General features: G+C 62.4%; 17 protein-coding genes and 2 riboswitches. Of the genes, 8 read left to right on the top strand and 9 right to left on the bottom strand.

Annotation, left to right across the window (positions count from 1 at the left end):
• Positions 1-42: 42 nt before the first annotated feature.
• The 7 genes from ACN9M1_RS15570 to ACN9M1_RS15600 all read right to left on the bottom strand — a co-directional run bounded on the left by ACN9M1_RS15570 (position 43) and on the right by ACN9M1_RS15600 (position 4234).
• Entirely contained in the window at positions 43-534 is a 492-nt protein-coding gene (locus ACN9M1_RS15570; protein ID WP_426395744.1) for a hypothetical protein, read from the bottom strand.
• Positions 531-1097 (bottom strand): M35 family metallo-endopeptidase, encoded by a 567-nt coding sequence (locus tag ACN9M1_RS15575; protein ID WP_426395746.1) that lies wholly within the window; start codon positions 1095-1097, stop codon positions 531-533. Before ACN9M1_RS15575 ends, ACN9M1_RS15570 begins: the two co-directional genes overlap by 4 nt.
• A 107-nt stretch (positions 1098-1204) precedes the next feature.
• Positions 1205-1765, bottom strand: a complete 561-nt coding sequence (locus tag ACN9M1_RS15580) for a hypothetical protein (protein ID WP_426395748.1) — start codon at positions 1763-1765, stop codon at positions 1205-1207.
• 2 nt (positions 1766-1767) lie between these two features.
• Positions 1768-1995 carry a hypothetical protein gene (locus ACN9M1_RS15585; protein ID WP_426395750.1) on the bottom strand — a complete coding sequence of 76 codons (228 nt, stop codon included), beginning with the start codon at positions 1993-1995 and terminating at the stop codon, positions 1768-1770.
• Between the two features lie 123 nt (positions 1996-2118).
• Entirely contained in the window at positions 2119-2412 is a 294-nt protein-coding gene (locus ACN9M1_RS15590) for a PAAR domain-containing protein (protein WP_426395752.1), read from the bottom strand.
• A 350-nt stretch (positions 2413-2762) separates the two neighbouring features.
• On the bottom strand, positions 2763-3212 hold the full coding sequence (locus tag ACN9M1_RS15595; protein WP_426395754.1) for a hypothetical protein: 450 nt from the start codon (positions 3210-3212) through the stop codon (positions 2763-2765).
• Between the two features lie 110 nt (positions 3213-3322).
• A complete protein-coding gene (locus ACN9M1_RS15600; protein ID WP_426395756.1) occupies positions 3323-4234 on the bottom strand; it encodes a LysR family transcriptional regulator in 912 nt (303 codons plus the stop codon).
• Positions 4235-4579: 345 nt separating this feature from the next.
• Between ACN9M1_RS15600 and gcl the strand changes: the two genes are divergently transcribed.
• From gcl to pyk, 5 genes are all read left to right on the top strand, one after another.
• Positions 4580-6355, top strand: coding sequence for a glyoxylate carboligase (gcl, locus tag ACN9M1_RS15605; RefSeq protein ID WP_426395758.1), 1776 nt, complete (start codon positions 4580-4582; stop codon positions 6353-6355).
• Between the two features lie 52 nt (positions 6356-6407).
• Positions 6408-7190 carry a hydroxypyruvate isomerase gene (hyi, locus tag ACN9M1_RS15610; RefSeq protein ID WP_426395760.1) on the top strand — a complete coding sequence of 261 codons (783 nt, stop codon included), beginning with the start codon at positions 6408-6410 and terminating at the stop codon, positions 7188-7190.
• A 663-nt stretch (positions 7191-7853) separates the two neighbouring features.
• Positions 7854-8765, top strand: coding sequence for a 2-hydroxy-3-oxopropionate reductase (gene glxR, locus ACN9M1_RS15615; protein ID WP_426395762.1), 912 nt, complete (start codon positions 7854-7856; stop codon positions 8763-8765).
• 77 nt (positions 8766-8842) lie between these two features.
• Positions 8843-10162 carry a glycerate kinase type-2 family protein gene (locus ACN9M1_RS15620; RefSeq protein WP_426395764.1) on the top strand — a complete coding sequence of 440 codons (1320 nt, stop codon included), beginning with the start codon at positions 8843-8845 and terminating at the stop codon, positions 10160-10162.
• Positions 10163-10837: 675 nt separating this feature from the next.
• Entirely contained in the window at positions 10838-12316 is a 1479-nt protein-coding gene (gene pyk, locus ACN9M1_RS15625) for a pyruvate kinase (RefSeq protein WP_426395766.1), read from the top strand.
• A gap of 1 nt (position 12317) precedes the next feature.
• On the opposite strand, the gene hemN is transcribed toward pyk, so the two are convergent.
• Both hemN and ACN9M1_RS15635 read right to left on the bottom strand, forming a co-directional pair.
• Positions 12318-13802: an oxygen-independent coproporphyrinogen III oxidase gene (hemN, locus tag ACN9M1_RS15630; protein ID WP_426395768.1), complete on the bottom strand. Its 1485-nt coding sequence runs from the start codon at positions 13800-13802 to the stop codon at positions 12318-12320.
• A gap of 109 nt (positions 13803-13911) precedes the next feature.
• Positions 13912-16032 (bottom strand): UvrD-helicase domain-containing protein, encoded by a 2121-nt coding sequence (locus ACN9M1_RS15635; RefSeq protein ID WP_426395770.1) that lies wholly within the window; start codon positions 16030-16032, stop codon positions 13912-13914.
• A gap of 45 nt (positions 16033-16077) precedes the next feature.
• On the opposite strand from ACN9M1_RS15635, the gene ACN9M1_RS15640 reads away from it, so the two are divergent.
• The 3 genes from ACN9M1_RS15640 (at position 16078) to ACN9M1_RS15650 (ending at position 18531) form a co-directional block, all read left to right on the top strand.
• On the top strand, positions 16078-16266 hold the full coding sequence (locus ACN9M1_RS15640; RefSeq protein ID WP_426395772.1) for a hypothetical protein: 189 nt from the start codon (positions 16078-16080) through the stop codon (positions 16264-16266).
• Positions 16267-16474: 208 nt separating this feature from the next.
• Entirely contained in the window at positions 16475-17968 is a 1494-nt protein-coding gene (locus tag ACN9M1_RS15645) for an ESPR-type extended signal peptide-containing protein (protein ID WP_426395774.1), read from the top strand.
• A gap of 236 nt (positions 17969-18204) precedes the next feature.
• Complete coding sequence (locus ACN9M1_RS15650) at positions 18205-18531, top strand: hypothetical protein (protein ID WP_426395776.1); 327 nt, start codon at positions 18205-18207, stop codon at positions 18529-18531.
• A gap of 179 nt (positions 18532-18710) precedes the next feature.
• Positions 18711-18808, top strand: a riboswitch (glycine riboswitch).
• 13 nt (positions 18809-18821) lie between these two features.
• Positions 18822-18952, top strand: a riboswitch (glycine riboswitch).
• Positions 18953-19064 lie beyond the last annotated feature (112 nt).

A 19064-nucleotide genomic window follows, 5' to 3' on the forward strand; every position in this document is an offset into this window, starting at 1 on the left:
GGCTGCATGCAAGCGGACGCTATGTTGCTGGCGCAACGGTCGTTACTGAATCACCCTGCTACGCGGCGTCACGCGAGGATCGTCACAGAGTTTTTGGCATCCGTTGTTGCATAGGGGGGTGAGCTCGATATCAACCTGATAGAGGTCTAGCGTTCCATCGCGCTTCCTCACCATGTCGTCGGTAAACGTCATTTTGTCGACGATTATGTTTTCGCTCTTGATTCCGAGTTGTTGGAGGTACGTCGTAGCAACGTTGGCTCGTGCCTCCTTAAGATACTCACCGTTTCGCTCCTCCGTGTAGGCGCCAGATATGACGACAGCTTGAATATCAACGTCCGGCCATTTCCTTGCCTCGATTACCGCGACGGCAATCTTTAGTCTGTCGGCAGCCGCAATGTTTACGCCATTCAATGGGAGCGGGATACGAACTGACTCCCCCACCGTACATGCATATGCAGGGGCGGCATGGACAATTGCTGATAGCGCAACTGCGACCAATACAGCTCTCATGTTGGTTTTGAAGTGATTGGTCATTTCATAATCTTTATATCGAAGGTGGCAATATAGCCCGCTATATTGTCTGCATTGCGAATCGCCTTATCGGGATGCCTCATTGCGAAGATTCGCAATCCGGGCTCAGTATCCGAATAGGCGATATCTTCCGAGTCAAAAGTATCGACGTAGTGGCTGCATTCATGGATGAGTGTCTTAACCTTTGACGCTGCCCACAGGTCACCATCCGAAATTGTGCAGAATCTCGAATAGATGGCAATGACACGCTTTTTTGAGTCCGGCTTGCACACTGCCGCAGTGTTGTCGCCGTTATCTGGATTAACGCTACAGGTCATCTGTCTACTGGTCTCGTCATCCCATCGCACGATTTTTTCGGGCACAAGCTCTTGCATTGCATTGAGCAGCTTTGGAAGTCCGCTTACCAGCGTGGCGCGGATTTCATTGTCAGCTCGACCGAAAAATTGCTTCGCGCGCGCCTGTTCCGGCGCGTCCCATCTCGCCACACCAGCGATGCGCTGCTGTATCAACGACACCGCCGCATCACGTGCCCTCATCACCAGTTCCCGGAAGTCCTTGTTGCTCATGTTGGAGCAAATTGGTGCGGTACTTATCTCAACAACGTGCTCGGACCCGTCTATCGTGTCCGTTGTAGCCGTAGCGACTTCGGTCCATTCCTTTTCCGCCATCGTTCTTATTCTTCCAAGATTTCGAGGCGCAGCTGTTCCGCCCCGCTGGTTTTCACGCGTTCTGTCTTTCCACGCTCATCCGTCGTGCCTTCATATACCTGCCCCGCACCAGTAGTAATGCGATAGCGCAAGCGGGACAATGGCTCGCCGGTACGCGAGTCGCGCAAGACGAACTGCTGGTCGTACACCAAGGTCGGAGTCGCGGCAGGCATGCCGTAACTCGTGGCGGGGCTTGCCTCACTCGTGTCTACGATCTGCCATCGTGCCTTGGCGTATGTCGCAACAATCCGCGGCGGTGTCGAGCACTTGCACAACACCAGATCGCCGCCCACCGCTTGCTCTCGACCGCCCATGAGCATGCGCCCACCTTTTCGGACTGATACACCGTAGGTAATCACTCCGTCGCTTTTACAAGCGACACACCAGGCGCCATCTCCAATGAAGGCGATTCGATGGGGCTTCCCGCTTTCATCTTCGATGGTCGATGGGCAGAAGGTGGCGTGTACATAGCCTCCTTTCCCGCTGGTCAGTGGATCACCGTCTACGGCTGCATAGAAAATGGCCATGCTCAGACCTGCGGGCCGGCTAGTGCGAATATGCTGGATGACAAGACGCCTTCGCGCTCAGGGCTGTCAGTGATCACGTCGCCGTTGCTGAGTTGGCTGCCGACAATGGCATACGCGGCGTCACTCAAGCGGTCTTCCATTGCAACGCCGCTGACAATGGTGGCAGTCGAGCCATCTGCGTAGTGCACGTGGTCGCCCACCATTGCGACACACCCAAGCCGAGAACGCATGGCTGTTTCGCCTGAGACTTCCTGCACCACGCCACCGCGTGCTGTTGTCGCTCCGCGCACCACTTGGCGATACTCAGGCGGTGGTGGCTCCGGCGCATAAGACGGATCGAATAGCCCATGGATCTACTCTCCTTCGGAGACGCTAATCCCTAGCGTGGAGAACGTGCTCACAATGCGGTCGCCATTGCTCAAGCGACTGCCAACCAACGCACAGGGCTGATTGCCGAACACCATGGCACCGCCCGCGCCATCGATAATCACGGCTTGACCACCATCCTCGTACTGCACGATGTCGCCGACTGCTGCAACGGGCAGGCCAACCATGACGATCTTGCTATCGGTCATCACCCATCCGCCGCGCTCGGTTCTTGCTCCCGCGCTTGCGAACAGATGGGTGGTCGATTTCCGCTCAGACATGACGTATCTCCAGTGATGGAATAAGTCATGAATTGAGAATCGAATCGGCTATCTGTTCAATCAGCGATTTCCGAATTATGCGAAAGCCGAAGCTCGGGAAGTTGCGCCGTGAGCTGGAGCGTCTGCCTCCCTACCACCAACGGAGGACGACAAGAACCCAGCGCCGCAGCCAGTCCCCTCGCCAGAAATTCAACCTGACAGCGGCAGCACATGCGGTTCCATTGGGTTGCCGCAAGGGCCGAGTCGGTGGGCGAGCGTCAAAGCACGGTTGGTCTTCGCGTAGACCGCTATGCGTCCGCTGCGCCGAGAGTCACGCTGCGAGATCTGACGCAGGGGCGGGTAGCGATCACCTAGCTCGGGCGCGCAAGCGGCCTCGCATGGTTCGAGGGCGGTAGCGTGTCGGGCGCCGGGTCGGCGCAACATGGCTGTGGGCAGTCCGGTTGGAAGACCACATAGGCGGCTGTCGCCATCTTTGGGGCAGCGCCGTCGTGTTGCACGGCGCGCAGATGCGCATCGGCTTCGGAGGACTCCACTTTGTCGCCGTCGATCCCGACAGCGTTTAACACAGCCTGGAGGCTCCTGAGGCGCAGAACCGCCAGCTCTGCGTCGGCAGCGGGCTCGGGCCCCTCACGCAAGACCACCCTGTACTTGCCGCCGCGAGGGAAATCCTGTTTGAGCTGCGAATCCCATTCCGCCAGCTTCAGGATTTCGGCGGTGGGCGGCGCGGACTCACCGGGCGGGAACACAATCGGATGCTCCAGCCCGGTCAGCTTGCACGCCAGCGCGGAGGTGCTGAGCATGAGGGCGGCGACAACTGCAATTCTGCGTAGCATCTCCCGCCTCCGGTCGTGAGCACGTCCTTACTATGCGCTTGATGGCGAGTCGAGGCCCATCATCCGTTCGGCGCCGGTCACCCCACCCGCGACCAATACCCCGCCTGCCCATACACCGCTTTCAAGTGCTCGATAAAGAACCGGATCTTCGCCGGCACCGGCCGCTGCTGCGGGTACACGGCGAGGATGTCGTAGTCGGGCAGCGCGTAGTCATCGAGCACCGTCATCAGCGCGCCGGATTCCAGCTCGGGCTGGATCTCCCACGTTGAGCGCCAGCCCAGGCCCAGGCCCTCACCCATCCAGCGGTGCAGCAGTTCGCCGTCGTTGCAGTCGAGGTTGCCGTTGACCTTCACGGTGACGGCTTTGCCGTTCTGCTGGAAGTACCAACCGCGCTGCTGGCCGCCCTGCAGGTTGAACGCCAGGCAGTTGTGCTTGGCCAGGTCATCCAGCGTGCGCGGCACACCGTGCTTGGCGAAGTACGCGGGCGTGCCACATACCACGCGCTTGTTCGATGCCAGGCGGATCGCCACAAAGTTCGGATCGATCGCGCCGCCAATGCGGATGCCCAGGTCGTACCCCTCGCGCACCAGGTCGACCACGCGGTCGGTCAGGTTGAACGAGATGCGCACGTCCGGGTTGGCGCGTAGGAAGTCCGGCGCATGCGGCGCGACGTGCTTGCGCCCGAACGCGGCCGGCGCGGAGACGATCAGGTGGCCCGTCGCCTTGTGGCGGCCTTCAGCCACCAGCAGCTCGGCGCGGTCCAGCTCACCCAGCGCCTTCTTGCACTGCTCCATGAACACCGCGCCCTGCTCTGTCACGGCAATGCGGCGCGTGGACCGATGCAGCAACTTCACGCCCAGTCGCGCCTCCAGCGCGTTGATGCGCCGGCCGATCATGACGGGCGTCACGTCCTGCGTGAGCGCGGCGGCGGCCATGCTGCCGTGCTCCACCACGGCGATGAACGCTTCGATTTGCTTGAGCTTGTCCATTCCATCATTCCAGTCTGCAATGTCCAAACAGTGTAGGGAGGATTCCGTACGCGGATTGCCACTATCCAGCGCATATCACCTATGACGAATGACTGAAATGACAGGCAGTGATGTGATCGATGCTCGGGGGAGTCGCTGAATTTCTGCGCTGCACAAAATCGCGCGGAAACGTTGTGACACCGCGTCTCTTCGGCTGATTGTTGACTCGGGATTGCTGCGGCACGCAAACTCATTCGATATGTGAGGTTCACAATCAACTGACGAAATCGGCGTTTATCGGTATCGGCATGCGGGAATAGGATCAGCTCAACGTGATTCCCACCTTCCCCTTCCTGGAGACACCCCATGCCGAAGATGAGAGCGATCGATGCCGCCGTTGCGGTGCTGGAAAAAGAAGGCATCACCACCGCCTTCGGCGTGCCTGGCGCCGCCATCAACCCGTTGTACTCGGCGCTGCGTCGCGCCGGCAGCATCGACCACGTGCTGGCCCGCCATGTGGAAGGCGCCTCGCACATGGCCGAAGGCTACACGCGTGCCGAACCGGGCAACATCGGCGTGTGTATCGGCACCTCGGGCCCGGCGGGCACCGACATGATCACCGGCCTGTACTCGGCCTGGGCGGATTCGATCCCCATCCTCTGCATCACCGGCCAAGCACCGCGCGCCCGCCTGTACAAGGAAGACTTCCAGGCCGTCGACATCGAGTCGATCGCCAAGCCGGTTACCAAGTGGGCCGTCACCGTGCGCGAGCCGGCGCTGGTGCCGCGCGTGTTCCAGCAAGCGTTCCACCTGATGCGCTCGGGCCGTCCGGGTCCGGTGCTGATCGACCTGCCGTTCGACGTGCAAGTCGCCGAGATCGAATTCGACATCGACACCTACAGCCCGATGCCGGTCTACAAGCCCGCGGCCACGCGTGCCCAGGCTGAGCGCGCCATCGAGATGCTGTGCCGGGCCGAGCGCCCGCTGCTGGTGTGCGGCGGCGGCGTGATCAATGCCGATGCGGCCAAGCTGATGGTCGAGTTTGCCGAGCTGGTGAACGTGCCCGTGGTCCCGACCCTGATGGGCTGGGGCGTGCTGGCCGATGACCACCCGCTCAACGCCGGTATGGTCGGTCTGCAGACCTCGCACCGCTACGGCAACGCCACGCTGCTGGCGTCGGACTTCGTGTTCGGCATCGGCAACCGCTGGGCCAACCGCCACACCGGCAGCGTCGACGTGTACACCAAGGGCCGCAAGTTCATCCACGTCGATATCGAACCGACCCAGATCGGCCGCGTGTTCGGTCCGGACCTGGGCATCGTGTCGGACGCTGGTGCTGCGCTGGAGAAGTTCATTGAAGTCGCCCGCGAACTGAAGGCTGCCGGCAAGCTGCCGTGCCGCAAGGGCTGGTGCGCCGACGTGCAGAAGCGCAAGCGCACGATGCAGCGTCGCTCGGACTTCGACAACGTGCCCATCAAGCCGCAGCGCGTGTACCGCGAGATGAACCAGTACTTCCCCCGCGACGTTCGCTACGTGTCGACGATTGGTCTGTCGCAGATCGCCGCTGCGCAGTTCCTGTCGGTCAACCAGCCGCGCCACTGGATCAACTGCGGCCAGGCCGGCCCGCTGGGCTGGACGATTCCCGCCGCGATCGGCGTGAAGGTGGCTTCGCCCAACAGCGACGTGGTCGCCATCTCGGGTGACTACGACTTCCAGTTCATGATCGAAGAAATGGCGGTGGCCGCGCAGTTCAAGGTGCCGTACATCCACGTGGTGGTGAACAACTCGTACCTGGGCCTGATCCGCCAGGCGCAGCGCAACTTCGACATGGACTACTGCGTCCAGCTCGCCTTCGACAACGTGAACGCCCCTGAGCTGAACGGCTACGGCGTCGACCACGTGAAAGTGGTGGAAGGCCTGGGTTGCAAGGCGATCCGCGTGTTCAAGCCGGAAGACATCGAACCCGCCTTTGCGCAGGCACGCTTGCTCATGGCCGAGTTCTCGGTGCCGGTGATGGTGGAGGTGATTCTCGAGCGTGTGACCAACATCGCGATGGGCACGGAGATCGACAACGTGGTCGAGTTTGAAGACGTGCTCGACCTGGAAGACACCCTCACGGAAGCCGAAGGCGTCACCGCATAAAGACGGCGCGCTTGTCCCTCACCGTCCGCTCATCTTCCGATAAGGAGAAAACATGACAAAGCTGGCAGCCAACCTGACCATGCTCTTCAACGAGCAGGCCTTCCTCGACCGCTTCGAAGCCGCCGCGCGTGCGGGCTTCCGTGGCGTGGAGTTCCTGTTCCCCTACGCGTTCCATGCAGACCAGATCGCCGACAAGCTGAACAGCTACCAACTGGACTTGGTCCTGCACAACCTGCCGGCCGGTAACTGGGACGGCGGCGAGCGCGGCATCGCCGTGCTGCCAGATCGCGTGGGTGAGTTTCAGGAAGGCGTGGGCGAGGCGATCAAGTACGCCAAGGTGCTTGGCGCGCGCCAGCTCAACTGCTTGGTGGGTATCCGCCCCGAAGGCGTGAGCGAAGACGCTGCGCGCAAGACGCTGGTGGAGAACCTGAAGTTTGCGGCAAAGGCGCTGAAGGCCGAGAAGATTGATCTGCTGATCGAGCCGATCAACACGTTTGATATTCCGGGCTTTTACCTGAACCGCACGCAGCAGGCGCTGGATCTGATCAACGACGTGGATGCGTCCAACCTGTACGTGCAGTACGACATCTATCACATGCAACGGATGGAAGGCGAAGTGGCCAACACGCTGAAGCGCCATCTGGACAAGATCAAGCATGTGCAGTTGGCGGATAACCCGGGGCGGAATGAGCCGGGGACTGGGGAGATCAACTACCAGTTTTTGTTTAAGTGGCTGGATGAGATTGGCTACCAGGGCTGGATTGGGTGTGAGTACAAGCCTAAGGCCGGGACTGTGGAAGGTCTTGGCTGGCGTGCGGCTCACAACGTTGCTTGATTTTTTGTTTGCCTTGTTCCGGCGGGGGCGGTGCATCCCTTGTTTCACCCCCTGCCGGGGCTGACTCACTTTCTTTGTCTTGCCAAAGAAAGTAAGCAAAGAAAGGCGCGCCCGAGATGGCGAAAGACTCCTTGAATTTATGTCGCAGGGAGGGAGGAGAGGCAAACTCGCTTCGCTCAGACAAGCCTCCCCTCTTTTTCCTCCCTGCAACAGAAATTCAAGGCGCCATCTAGGGCTCCAACGGCCAACCATCGAAGCACAAACGCAGTAGTAGGTACGCGACAAGACGCGAAGCACCGCGAGCAAACCCAGTAGTGGAGTGCGAGCGAAGCAAAGCAGCACACAGCAACAAACAAGAGCCTGACAGGGCATGCAGACCAACGGTTGGGCCGTTGACGTTCCTGCCCTAGATGGCGCCTTGAATTTGTGTAAGCGGGCGGAAAAAAGACGGGGAACTGTTTGAGCGAAGCGAGTTTTCCCCGTCTCCGCCCGGTTACACAAATTCAAGGAGGGTGTCGCCATCTTGGGCGCGCCTTTCTTTGCTTACTTTCTTTGGCAAGACAAAGAAAGTGAGTCGCCCCCGGCAGGGGGTGAAAGGGAAGTGGACCACCACGGTTCAATCCAACACACACAAACCATTCAACACCAAGGAGATCCCTCACCATGGCAAACGCACTGAATCTCGGTTTCATCGGCCTCGGCATCATGGGCGCCCCCATGGCCGGTCACCTGCGCGCAGCAGGTCACACGCTGTTCGTGCACGACGTGAACCCGGCCCCGGCCGCGCTGGTGGAAGCCGGCGTAACGGTCTGCACGAGCGCGGAAGAAGTCGCCAAGCGCGCCGACATCATCTTCATCATGGTGCCGGACACCCCACACGTTGAAGCCGTGCTGTTCAGCGAAAAGGGCGTGGCCAAGGCACTGAAGGATGCCGGCAAGGACGCCGCCGCCAACAAGATCGTGGTCGACATGAGCTCGATCTCGCCGATCGCGACGAAGGACTTCGCATCGCGCATCAACAAGACCGGCGCGCAATACCTGGACGCTCCGGTGTCGGGTGGTGAAGTGGGCGCGAAGGCCGCCTCGCTGACGATCATGGTTGGCGGCGAGCAAGCTGCGTTCGACCGTGCGCTGCCGCTGTTCCAACTGATGGGCAAGAACATCACGCTGGTCGGCGGCAACGGTGACGGCCAGACCACCAAGGTGGCCAACCAGATCATCGTGGCGCTGAACATCCAGGCTGTGTCGGAAGCGCTGCTGTTTGCATCGAAGGCCGGCGCTGACCCCGCAAAGGTGCGTCAGGCACTGATGGGCGGCTTTGCCAACTCGCGCATTCTGGAAGTGCACGGCGAGCGCATGGTCAAGCGCACGTTCGACCCGGGCTTCCGTATCGAACTGCACCAGAAGGATCTGAACCTGGCTCTGCAAGGCGCCAAGGCACTGGGCGTGGCATTGCCCAACACGGCGACTGCGCAAGAGCTGTTCAACACGTGCGCCGCGAACGGTCTGGGTAAGCAAGATCACTCCGCGCTGTGCCGCGCGATCGAGATCATGTCGAACCACGAGATCGCGTAAATGCGTGCTTAAGTTGTGTGCACTGTCGCGGCCTTCGGGTGGCGGCAGTTCTTTTTGCCGTCTCAATGCTTTCTGCCATGCACAACGACTCCTCCGCCCAGGCCGCCTTGCGTGCCGCTCTGCCGACCCCATCGCCGCGCTCGCTGCTGCACGGCTTGTTTGATACCGCAGTGGCTGCGGTCAGTGCAGCGCAGTGTCTGCCCGCTTTTCTGCCCAAGCCCCCGCGGGGGCGCACCATCGTCATCGGTGCCGGCAAGGGCGCTGCCGCCATGGCGGAAGCCGTTGAACAACATTGGCAAGGCGAGCTGTCTGGCCTGGTCGTCACGCGCTATGAACATGGCCGTGCGCCCGGCACGCAAGGCCGCATTGAAGTCGTTGAAGCCTCGCACCCGGTGCCCGATGCTGCGGGCCAACGTGCCGCGCAACGCATGGTCGAACTGCTTGAGGGTCTGACCGAAGACGACCTCGTGCTGTGCCTGATCTCGGGCGGTGGCTCTGCCCTGCTGGCCGCACCGGCCGAAGGCCTCTCGCTGGCCGACAAGCAGACCGTCAACCGCGCGCTGCTCAAGAGCGGCGCGAGCATCGGCGAGATGAACTGCGTGCGCAAGCACCTGTCGTCGATCAAGGGTGGGCGCCTGGCGCTGGCCTGCGCACCGGCGCGCGTGGAGACGCTGCTCATCTCCGACATTCCCGGCGATGATCCGACGCTCATCGCCAGCGGCCCGACGCTGCCCGACGCGACCACCTGCGCGGATGCCCTGGCCGTGATCAACAAGTACGGCATCGACGTGCCGGAAGCCGTGCGTCGTCATCTGGAAACCGGCGCGGGTGAAACGCCCAAGCCCGGCGATGCGCGCTTCGAAGGCCATCGCAGCCATGTCATCGCGACGGCACAGGACGCGCTGGAAGCGGCGGCCGCACAAGCACGCGCACTCGGTTATGAGGCGCACATCCTGTCGGACAGCATCGAAGGCGAAGCGCGTGATGTGGCCGAAGTGCATGCCGGCATCGTGCGGCAGATCGTGGCGCGCAATCAGCCGTTCACGAAGCCGTGCGTGATTTTGTCGGGTGGTGAAACCACCGTCACCGTGCGTGGCAATGGGCGCGGCGGCCGTAATGCCGAGTTCCTGCTCGCGCTGGGCGTGGCGCTGGATGGCCTGCCGGGCGTGTATGCGATTGCCTGCGATACGGATGGCATCGATGGTTCTGAAGACAACGCTGGGGCGCTGCTCACGCCGGATAGCCTTGCCCGTGCTGAGGCGCTTGGGTTGAAGCCGAAGCAGTTGCTCGACAACAACGATGGGTATGGGTTCTTTGATGCGCTCGGCGATTTGATCGTCACCAAGCCGACTCGGACCAATGTGAATGACTTTCGGGCGATTTTGATTACTGGGTGAGTTTGGATGAGGGGTGGATTGATGTTGTGGGTCCATCCCTGGTTTCATCCCCTGCCGGGGCTGACTCACTTTCTTTGGTCTTGCCCAAAGAAAGTAAGCAAAGAAAGGCGCGCCCGAGATGGCGAAACACTCCTTGAATTTCTGTCGCAGAGAGGGAGGGGAGGCAAACTCGCTTCGCTCAGACAAGCCTCCCCTCTTTTTCCTCCCTGCAACAGAAATTCAAGGCGCCATCTAGGGCAAGGAACGGCCACACCGTCGCGGAACACTCGGTACCGGCTCTTTGAGAGTCAGCATCGACTCTTGGCGTCCCAGCGTTCACGCGTTGGGCTTCGACGTTGGAGCGTCGAGCCTCAACACTGAGGCTTTGAGCTTCGATAGGAGCACGCAACACAGCGCCACAGGGCAGCCCACAGATGGTGTGGCCGTACCCTGCCCTAGATGGCGCCTTGAATTTGTGTAAGCGGGCGGAAAAAGGAAGGAGGCTGTTTGAGCGCAGCGAGTTTGCCTCCTTCCCCGCCCGGTTACACAAATTCAAGGAGGGTGTCGCCATCTCGGGCGCGCCTTTCTTTGCTTACTTTTCTTTGGCAAGACAAAGAAAGTGAGTCGCCCCCGGCAAGGGGGTGAAAGGGAGTGGACCACCAAGGCCCAACCAAACAACCCCACCGGAGCAAAAAAGTGCGCCGCTTCCGCAACACCAAAATCCTAGCCACCCTCGGCCCCGCTAGCAGCGATAAGGAAACCATCCGCGCCCTCTTCGACGCCGGCGCAGACGTCTTCCGCCTGAACTTCAGCCACGGCTCGCACGAAGACCACCGCAAGCGCTACGACACCGTGCGCGCGGTAGAAGCCGAGACCGGCCGCCCCATCGGCATCCTGGCCGACATGCAAGGCCCGAAGCTGCGCATCGGCACGTTTGCCGAAGGCCGCGTCGTGCTCAAGAATGGCGAGCGCTTCGTGCTCGACCGCGACCCCACGCCGGGCGATGTCACGCGCGTACACCTGCCGCACCCCGAGCTGTACGCCGCCGCTGCGCCGGGCCAATCGCTGCTGCTCGACGACGGCAAGATCCGCCTGGCCGTGGAAGCTGCCGACCCGACCGCCATCGTCACCCGCGTGGTCGACGGCGGCGCGCTGTCGGACCGCAAGGGCGTGAACGTGCCCGACGCGGTGATCCCCATCCCCGCGCTCACCGAGAAGGATCTGCGCGATCTGGACTTCGCGTTGTCACTGGGTGTGGACTGGATCGCGCTGTCGTTCGTGCAACGTGCGGAAGACGTGATCGCCGCGCGCGAGATCATCGGCGACCGCGCCGGCTTGCTCTCCAAGATCGAGAAGCCCGCCGCGCTGCTGCATCTGGAAGACATCGTGCAGGCCTCCGACGCGCTGATGGTGGCGCGCGGTGACCTGGGCGTGGAGCTGCCACCCGAGCGCGTGCCCGGCGTGCAGAAGCGCATCCTGCGCATTGCGCGTCAGCACGGCAAGCCGGTGGTCGTGGCCACGCAGATGCTGGAATCGATGATCGAAGCACCAGTGCCGACGCGCGCCGAAGCCTCCGACGTGGCAACGGCTGTGTACGACGGCACCGACGCGGTGATGCTGTCGGCCGAATCGGCCAGCGGCAAGCACCCGGTGGCGGCGGTCAGCATCATGAACCGCATCATCGCCGAGACCGAGCGCGATCCGCTGTACCGCAACCTGATCGACGCACAGCATCAGGCCCCGCTGCCGACACGCCAGGACGCCATCTGCGCGGCCCTGCGCGACGTGACACACATCCTGGGCGCGGTGGCCACCGTCACCTACACGTCCAGCGGCAAGACCAGCCTGCGTGCGTCGCGTGAACGGCCGTTGGCACCCATCGTCAGCATCACGCCGCGTTTGGACACGGCACGCCGTCTCGCAATCGCGTGGGGTGTGCACAGCACCGTCAGCGCGGATGTGACGAGCGTGGATGAGATGGTGGATGCGGCGTGCCGCGCCGCCGCGCGTGAAGGCTTTGCCGTCTCGGGCGATCAGATCGCCATTACGGCGGGCATGCCGTTTGGTCAAGCTGGCTCGACCAACCTGCTGCGCTTGGCTGAGATCTGGCCGCAGACCCTCGCCGCCGCGCAGACGGAAACCGTCGTGCAGCAGCCTGAGCCTGCGACCGTGTAAGTTAAACCACCTTGGAGTAGCGCGGGACGACGGCCACGGGCTTGCCTTCGGCCTCAACCGTGCGCTCGGTGCCGGCGGTTTGCAGATGCGCATCGAACACCATGGCGATGCGTCGCACCAGCAAGCGCCCCTGCGGCGAGATAACGATGCGCTCGTCGCCCACCTTCACCAGCCCGGCAGCTTCCAGCGGCGCGAGCGCCTTCAGCTCACTGGCGAAGGTGCGTTTGAAATCCAAGCCGTGCCGCGCGCCAAACGCGCGCATGTCCAGCTCGAAGCCACACATCAGTTCACCGATCAGTGCGCGGCGCACGTGGTCGTCCGGTGTGAGTGACATCCCGCGCAGGACCGCCAGCTCGCCGGCATCAATGCGCGCGTAGTACGCGTCGAGGTCCTTCTCGTTCTGCGCATACACATCACCCACGCGGCTGATGGCGGACACGCCAAAGGCCAGCATGTCGCAATCGGCATGCGTGGAGTAGCCCTGGAAATTGCGTTGCAACCGGCCTTCGCGCTGCGCAATGGCGAGCGCGTCGTCAGGGCGTGCAAAGTGGTCCATGCCGATGTAGACGTAGCCCTCGGCGACGAGGCGCTCCACCGTCATCGCGAGCAGGTCGAGCTTCTCATCGGCGCTGGGCAGCGCGAGTAGATCGATGCGGCGCTGCGGCTTGAACAGGTGCGGCAGGTGCGCATAGCTGTAGACGGACAGGCGATCCGGCGCCATCTCCAGCACGCTGTCCAGCGTGGCGTTGAAGGTCTCGGTGTGCTGATGCGGCAGGCCATAGATCAAATCAAAGCTGATCGACTCGAAGCCCAGGTGGCGCGCGGTGTCGACCACGCGGCGCGTTTCTTCCACGCTTTGCATGCGGTGGACGGCGCGTTGCACCTCGGGGTCGAAGTCCTGGATGCCAAGGCTCGCGCGGTTGAAACCGATCTCCGCCAGCACGGCCAGCGTGGCGTCATCTGCATGGCGCGGGTCGAGTTCGACGGAGATTTCCGCGTCGCTCGTCAAATCGAAGTGCGCGCGCGTGGCGGCCATGACGGCGCGCATCTCATCATGGGCGAGGAACGTGGGCGTGCCGCCACCCCAGTGCAGTTGCTTGACGCGCCGCAGCGGGCCAATGTGCTCGGCCACCAGAGCCATCTCGCGCGCCAGCGTCTGCACGTACCGTGCGCTGCGCGCGTGATCTTTCGTGATGACCTTGTTGCACCCGCAGTAGTAGCAGAGGTTCGCGCAAAACGGCAGATGCATGTACAGCGACAGCGGCGCATGCAGCGCGGGCGCGATCGCCGCACGCCGGTGCAACGCGTCGAGGTAGTCGGCGTTGTCAAAGCCGTTGTGAAAACGGTCTGCTGTGGGGTACGAGGTGTAGCGCGGGCCGTGCGTATCAAAGCGCTGGGCGAGGTCACGCACTTGCGGCGCAGACCAGCGAAAAGCCGCATCGTTTGCGGCAGACGGAGCGTCAGCCGGCTTGGCAAACGGAAACATGGGTGCGAACGGTATGGGGGCGATGTTTCATCGTAAAACGCCCCCTTAAGCGTCGCGTTGATATGCGTCAACGTTGGTCAACGCGCTAGCGGGTGCGCCGCCCGCGCGGCTACGTCGCCACCGGCTTCTTGGCGGCCAGCAGCCCCTTCAGCGCACCGAGCCGGTCCTTGGGCGACATGGCGGGCATGGTGTCTTCAGGCGTGGGGCCCGCATCGTCGCCCAGCTTCATCTCCGCGATATAACGCGACGGTTCGCACACCACCGTCTCCCGCGCGCGCTTGCGCTTCTTGCACCAGCTGATATGCAGGCTGCGTTGCGCGCGTGTGATGCCCACATACATCAAGCGCCGCTCTTCCTCGATCTTCTCGTCGGTCAGATCGTCGTCTTCACGGCAGTGCGGCAGGATCCCCTCCTCCACGCCCACCAGGAACACGTGCGGATACTCCAGCCCCTTGCTCGCATGCAGCGTGGACAAGCGCACCGCATCCGGGTCCTCTTCCTTGCCTTCGAGCATGCTGATGAGCGCGATGGTCTGCGTGAGTTCCAGCAGGTTCTTGCCTGTGTCCATCAAGCCGTCGGCGTTGTCGAAACCGGTGGCGTCTTCAGCGTCGTCTTTCTCGGGCTTGGTGCCCTTACGCTTGAGCCAGTCGAGAAACTCCAGCACGTTGGTCCATTTGTTCTGGGCCTGGCGCTCGTCGTAGGTGTCGTACAGGTAGGCCTCGTAGTGGATGCCTTCCATCATCTCGTCGAGCAGCGTGGCGGCGGGTTCCTTCGCGGCGCGGTCTGACAGGCGCACGATAAATTCGCAGAACACGCGCAAGGGCTCCAACTGGCGCGGTGCGAGCTGCGCTTCAATGCCGCCCATCATCGCCGCCTCGAACAGCGACACCTTCGCCTGCCCCGCGAATGCCCCCAGCACTTCCAGCGTCGCATTGCCCACACCGCGCTTGGGCGTGGTGATGGCGCGGATGAACGCGGGGTCATCGTCCGCGTTGGCGATCAGGCGCAGGTACGCACACAGGTCCTTGATCTCGGCCTTGTCGAAAAAGCTCTGCCCGCCCGAGAGCACATACGGAATGCGCTCGCGCCGCAGGATCTGCTCGAACAGCCGCGCCTGGAAGTTGCCGCGATACAGGATCGCGTAATCCCGAAACTGCGCGCGGCGCTCGAACTTGTGCGCGGAGAGCTTGAATACGACGCTCTCGGCTTCGTGCTCTTCGTCATTGGCGCTGGTGACGTTGATGGCGTCGCCCATGCCGTGCTCGCTCCACAGCGTCTTCTCGAACAGCTTCGGGTTCTGCGCGATCACCGCGTTGGCGGCATTCAGGATGCGCACCGTGGAGCGGTAGTTCTGCTCCAGCTTGATCACCTTGAGGTTCGGGAAATCCGTCTGCAGCAGCTTGAGGTTGTCGAGCGTGGCACCGCGCCAGCCGTAGATCGCCTGGTCGTCGTCGCCCACGGCCGTGAAGGCTGGCGCACGCAGGTGCGAGCCGCCCGCCAGCAGCTTCAGGAGCTGGTACTGGCAGGCGTTGGTGTCTTGGTATTCGTCGACGAGGAAGTAGCGCAGGCGGTTCTGCCACTTCAGGCGCACTTCCTCATTGCGCGCGAACAGCTCGGCGGGCAGGCGGATCAGATCGTCGAAATCCACCGCCTGATACGCGTGCAGCGTGGCGACGTAGTTGCGGTAGACCAGCGCGGCCTGGTGGTCATCGACGTTGTTGTTGGCAAGCGCCTCGGCAATGGCGGTTTCCGGATCGACGAGGCCGTTCTTCCACAGCGAAATCGTGCTCTGCACGCGGCGGATCAGTTGCTTGTCGGTCGTCGCCAGCTGCTCCTGGATCATGCCGAAGCAGTCGTCCGAATCCATGATCGAGAAGCGTGGCTTCAGGCCCACGTGCTCAGCCTCCGCCCGCAGGATCTGCACGCCCAGCGAGTGGAACGTGCACACCGTCAGCTGCTTGATGGGGATGCGCTTGCCGTCTGCGCGCGTCTGGCCTTCCATCAGCTTGGCCACGCGCTCCTGCATCTCCTTGGCCGCCTTGTTGGTGAACGTGACGGCTGCGATGTGTTTGGGCTCGAAGCCCTTGTCGAGGATCAGGTGCGCAATCTTCTGCGTGATCACGCGCGTCTTGCCCGAGCCCGCTCCGGCCAGCACCAGGCACGGGCCGTCGAGGTAGTGCACACCTTCGGATTGGGCAGCATTGAGCCCGTGGGCGAGTCTGGAAGACATGGGGACAGGCGGAGAAAAGCGGGCGGGAGGGTACAGCGGAAGGCGATGGTAGCACGCACCACCGCCGCCACCGCCCGCCTCCGGGCAACGGGCAAAGTACGTCTGGGCATGGCGAGCAAATGCGTCGATATGCACCTCGAAGTCGATTTATTCGCCGTCGTCAAACAAGAAAATAAGAATTGTCCGACGCTTGAAATTTCTTGTGACGGTGAAAGCCACAAGTTTTCGCCCTAACACACTGAACGTGATTTGTTATTGATGGCAGATCAATGTTCATCGCCCCCTGTTACGTAGGAGCTTTCTGATCCTACGATTTCCACCACTTATTGCGATCTGTACAGAAGCCAACAAAACCCATCGCGCAATTTGGCCAGACTCTGCGACCGCCGAGCATCCGTTTGGATCGGCACCGAATTCCAATTTTTCTCCGCAGGGTGATGACATGAACAAGGCATATCGCGTCGTTTTCAACAAGGCGACTGGGGCATGGACGGCAGTCTCGGAAGTTGCGCGCGGGCGTGGCAAGCAGTGTGTCGCCGCGCGGGCAGCCATCTCGACAGTGACCGCCATCGCGGCGATTGTCGGCGCCACTGGCGCCGTTGCGCAGCCCATTGTGCAGCCCGATCCGACCGGGCCGATCTATGTAGGCAGTAGTACCGGTGGGTCAGAGGTCGCCTTTGCCAACCAGGATGGCGACAATCGCCGTTTGACGGGGGTGTCGAATGGACAATCGCTGACAGACGCCGCCAACGTTGGCCAACTTCAAACCACGGCAAGGCAAATCGCCTCGGCATTGGGGGGCGGCGCCACGGCAAACCTCTCCGGCAGCACGGTCACGTTCACCCAGCCCACGTACACGCTGGGTGCTGACAAGACGGGCACCACAACTTACCGCACCGTGGACGGCGCGTTGGGCAATCTGGATAGCCGCATCAAGGACAACACCGACAACATCACCAACCTGACCACGCAGATCAACGACGGCACGATCGGCCTAGTACAACAAGACCAGACCACGCGAGCCATCACCGTGGCCAAGAGCACGGACGGCACCGAAGTCGACTTCGCGGGTGAGGATGCTTCCGGCAATCCCATCACCCGCAAGCTGCTGAGCGTCACGGCGGGAACCCTGAGCGGCACCAGCACGGATGCCATCAACGGTAGCCAGCTGTATGCGACAAACCAGGCCGTTGCTTCGATGCTGGGCACCACGCTGAACCCGCTCGGCATGATCAACGCGATCACGTTCACGGCGGGCGGCAACGTCTACAGCACTGTGCACGACGCCTTCGAAGGCTTGGGTAATCGCGTGCTGACACTGGAGAACCACATCGGTGGCGGCATCGGCAACCCTGGCGGCGGCGGCGGCGACCAGAACAACCCCATGTTCGCCAGCACGGGCGCGACCCCGACTAGCAAGGAGGCCGCCGTTGCCAGCGGCACCAACTCGACTGCAGCAGGCGCCAATGCTGTCGCCTCGGCGGACAACAGCGTCGCTCTGGGTGCCGGCTCGGTGGCCGATCGCGCCGACACCGTGTCGGTCGGCTCGGCTGGCAATGAGCGCATCGTCGCCAATGTCAAGGAAGGCGTGCAGGAGACCGACGCCGTCAACGTGAAGCAACTCAACCAAGTGCGCGCGCAGGCCGACAGCATGCAGCAGAGCATCGGCAGCCTGCAGAACCAGGTCGGCCAACTCGACAGCCGCATCAACCGCGTCGGCGCCATGAACGCCGCCATGTCAACGATGGTGGCCAGCGCCGCCGGCCTGCAGACCGACAACCGCATGGCCATCGGCACCGGCCTGTACCGCGGTCAGACTGCCCTGGCAATCGGCTATCAGCGCAAGGTCGGTTCGCGCGCCACGGTCACGATCGGTGGTTCGACGGCAGGTGGTAGCGAGTACAACGTCGGCGTGGGCGCCGGTTATGGCTGGTAAGCCGACGGCGTTGACTGCTTGAAATCGACGGACGCGCACCTCACGGGCGCGTCCGTTTTTCTTTCTGGATGCGCAAAGCGGCACCGCACTCGTTTGCGCCCCTCGCTTTACCCGTCGCCGTTACACGGCTTACGCGCGGTTACATGAACGCCGTAGGCGCGCCGCACATGCGGTTCGTTATGGACAGGACAGCGGCGCAATCCACCCGCCGCCCGATCACCACCCGGAGAGAAACCATGAACCGCATCGCCCAAATCCTCGCTGTGTCCGCTGTTGCCCTGTCCGCCACCACTGGCGCCTTCGCGCAGACGCAATGGCAGAAGGATCACCCGCGCCGTGCCGAGGTGAACCACCGCCTCGCCAATCAGAACAAGCGCATCCACAACGAAGTGAAGGAAGGCGAAATCACCAAGGGCCAGGCCAAGGCGCTGCACAAGGAAGACCGCCAGATCCGCCAGGAAGAGCGCGACATGGCCGCCCAGAACGGTGGCCACATCACCAAGCAGGAACAACGCACGCTGAACCAGCAAGAAAACAAGGTGAGCCGCCAGATCGGCAAGTAACGGGCAAGTGAGCGGCAACTGCGCCGCGTTTCCGACGACCCGCGATCGGCCGCACCCTGGGGGCTAGGCGATATCGCCACGCCGCGCGAGGTGCGGCCAGTTTTTTGGGCCGCGTGACCGCCAAAAAGCGCCGCCGATTTGTCCTGATTGACAATCACAGCCCCCTTCCGTACATTCCGCGCATCCATCCGGGAGAGCGCGTCAGCCACATCAGGCCTGTCGCCGCCGAAGGGGTAGCACCCGAAAACTCTCAGGCATCCAGGACCGGGTGGATCGGCCAGACATGCGTCTGACCGCACTCTGGAGAGCTGGCGCTGCACGACCACTGCAGGCGCCCACCGAAGGGGCTCACGAGCCGGCGCACACCGCTATGTGCACCGCGCCTCGCAATCTCTCAGGTACCAAGGACAGAGGGGCCATCTGCGCAGCTTGCATCTTCATGGCGTCACCATGAGGCATCAGGCTGCGCAGGTGGCCTTTTTGCTTTTCTGGTCCCGAATAACGCGCCACGCCGAGGCCACCGGCGGCGCCCA

It is taken from the genome of Ralstonia sp. R-29, from assembly GCF_049913345.1.
Classification (GTDB): domain Bacteria; phylum Pseudomonadota; class Gammaproteobacteria; order Burkholderiales; family Burkholderiaceae; genus Ralstonia.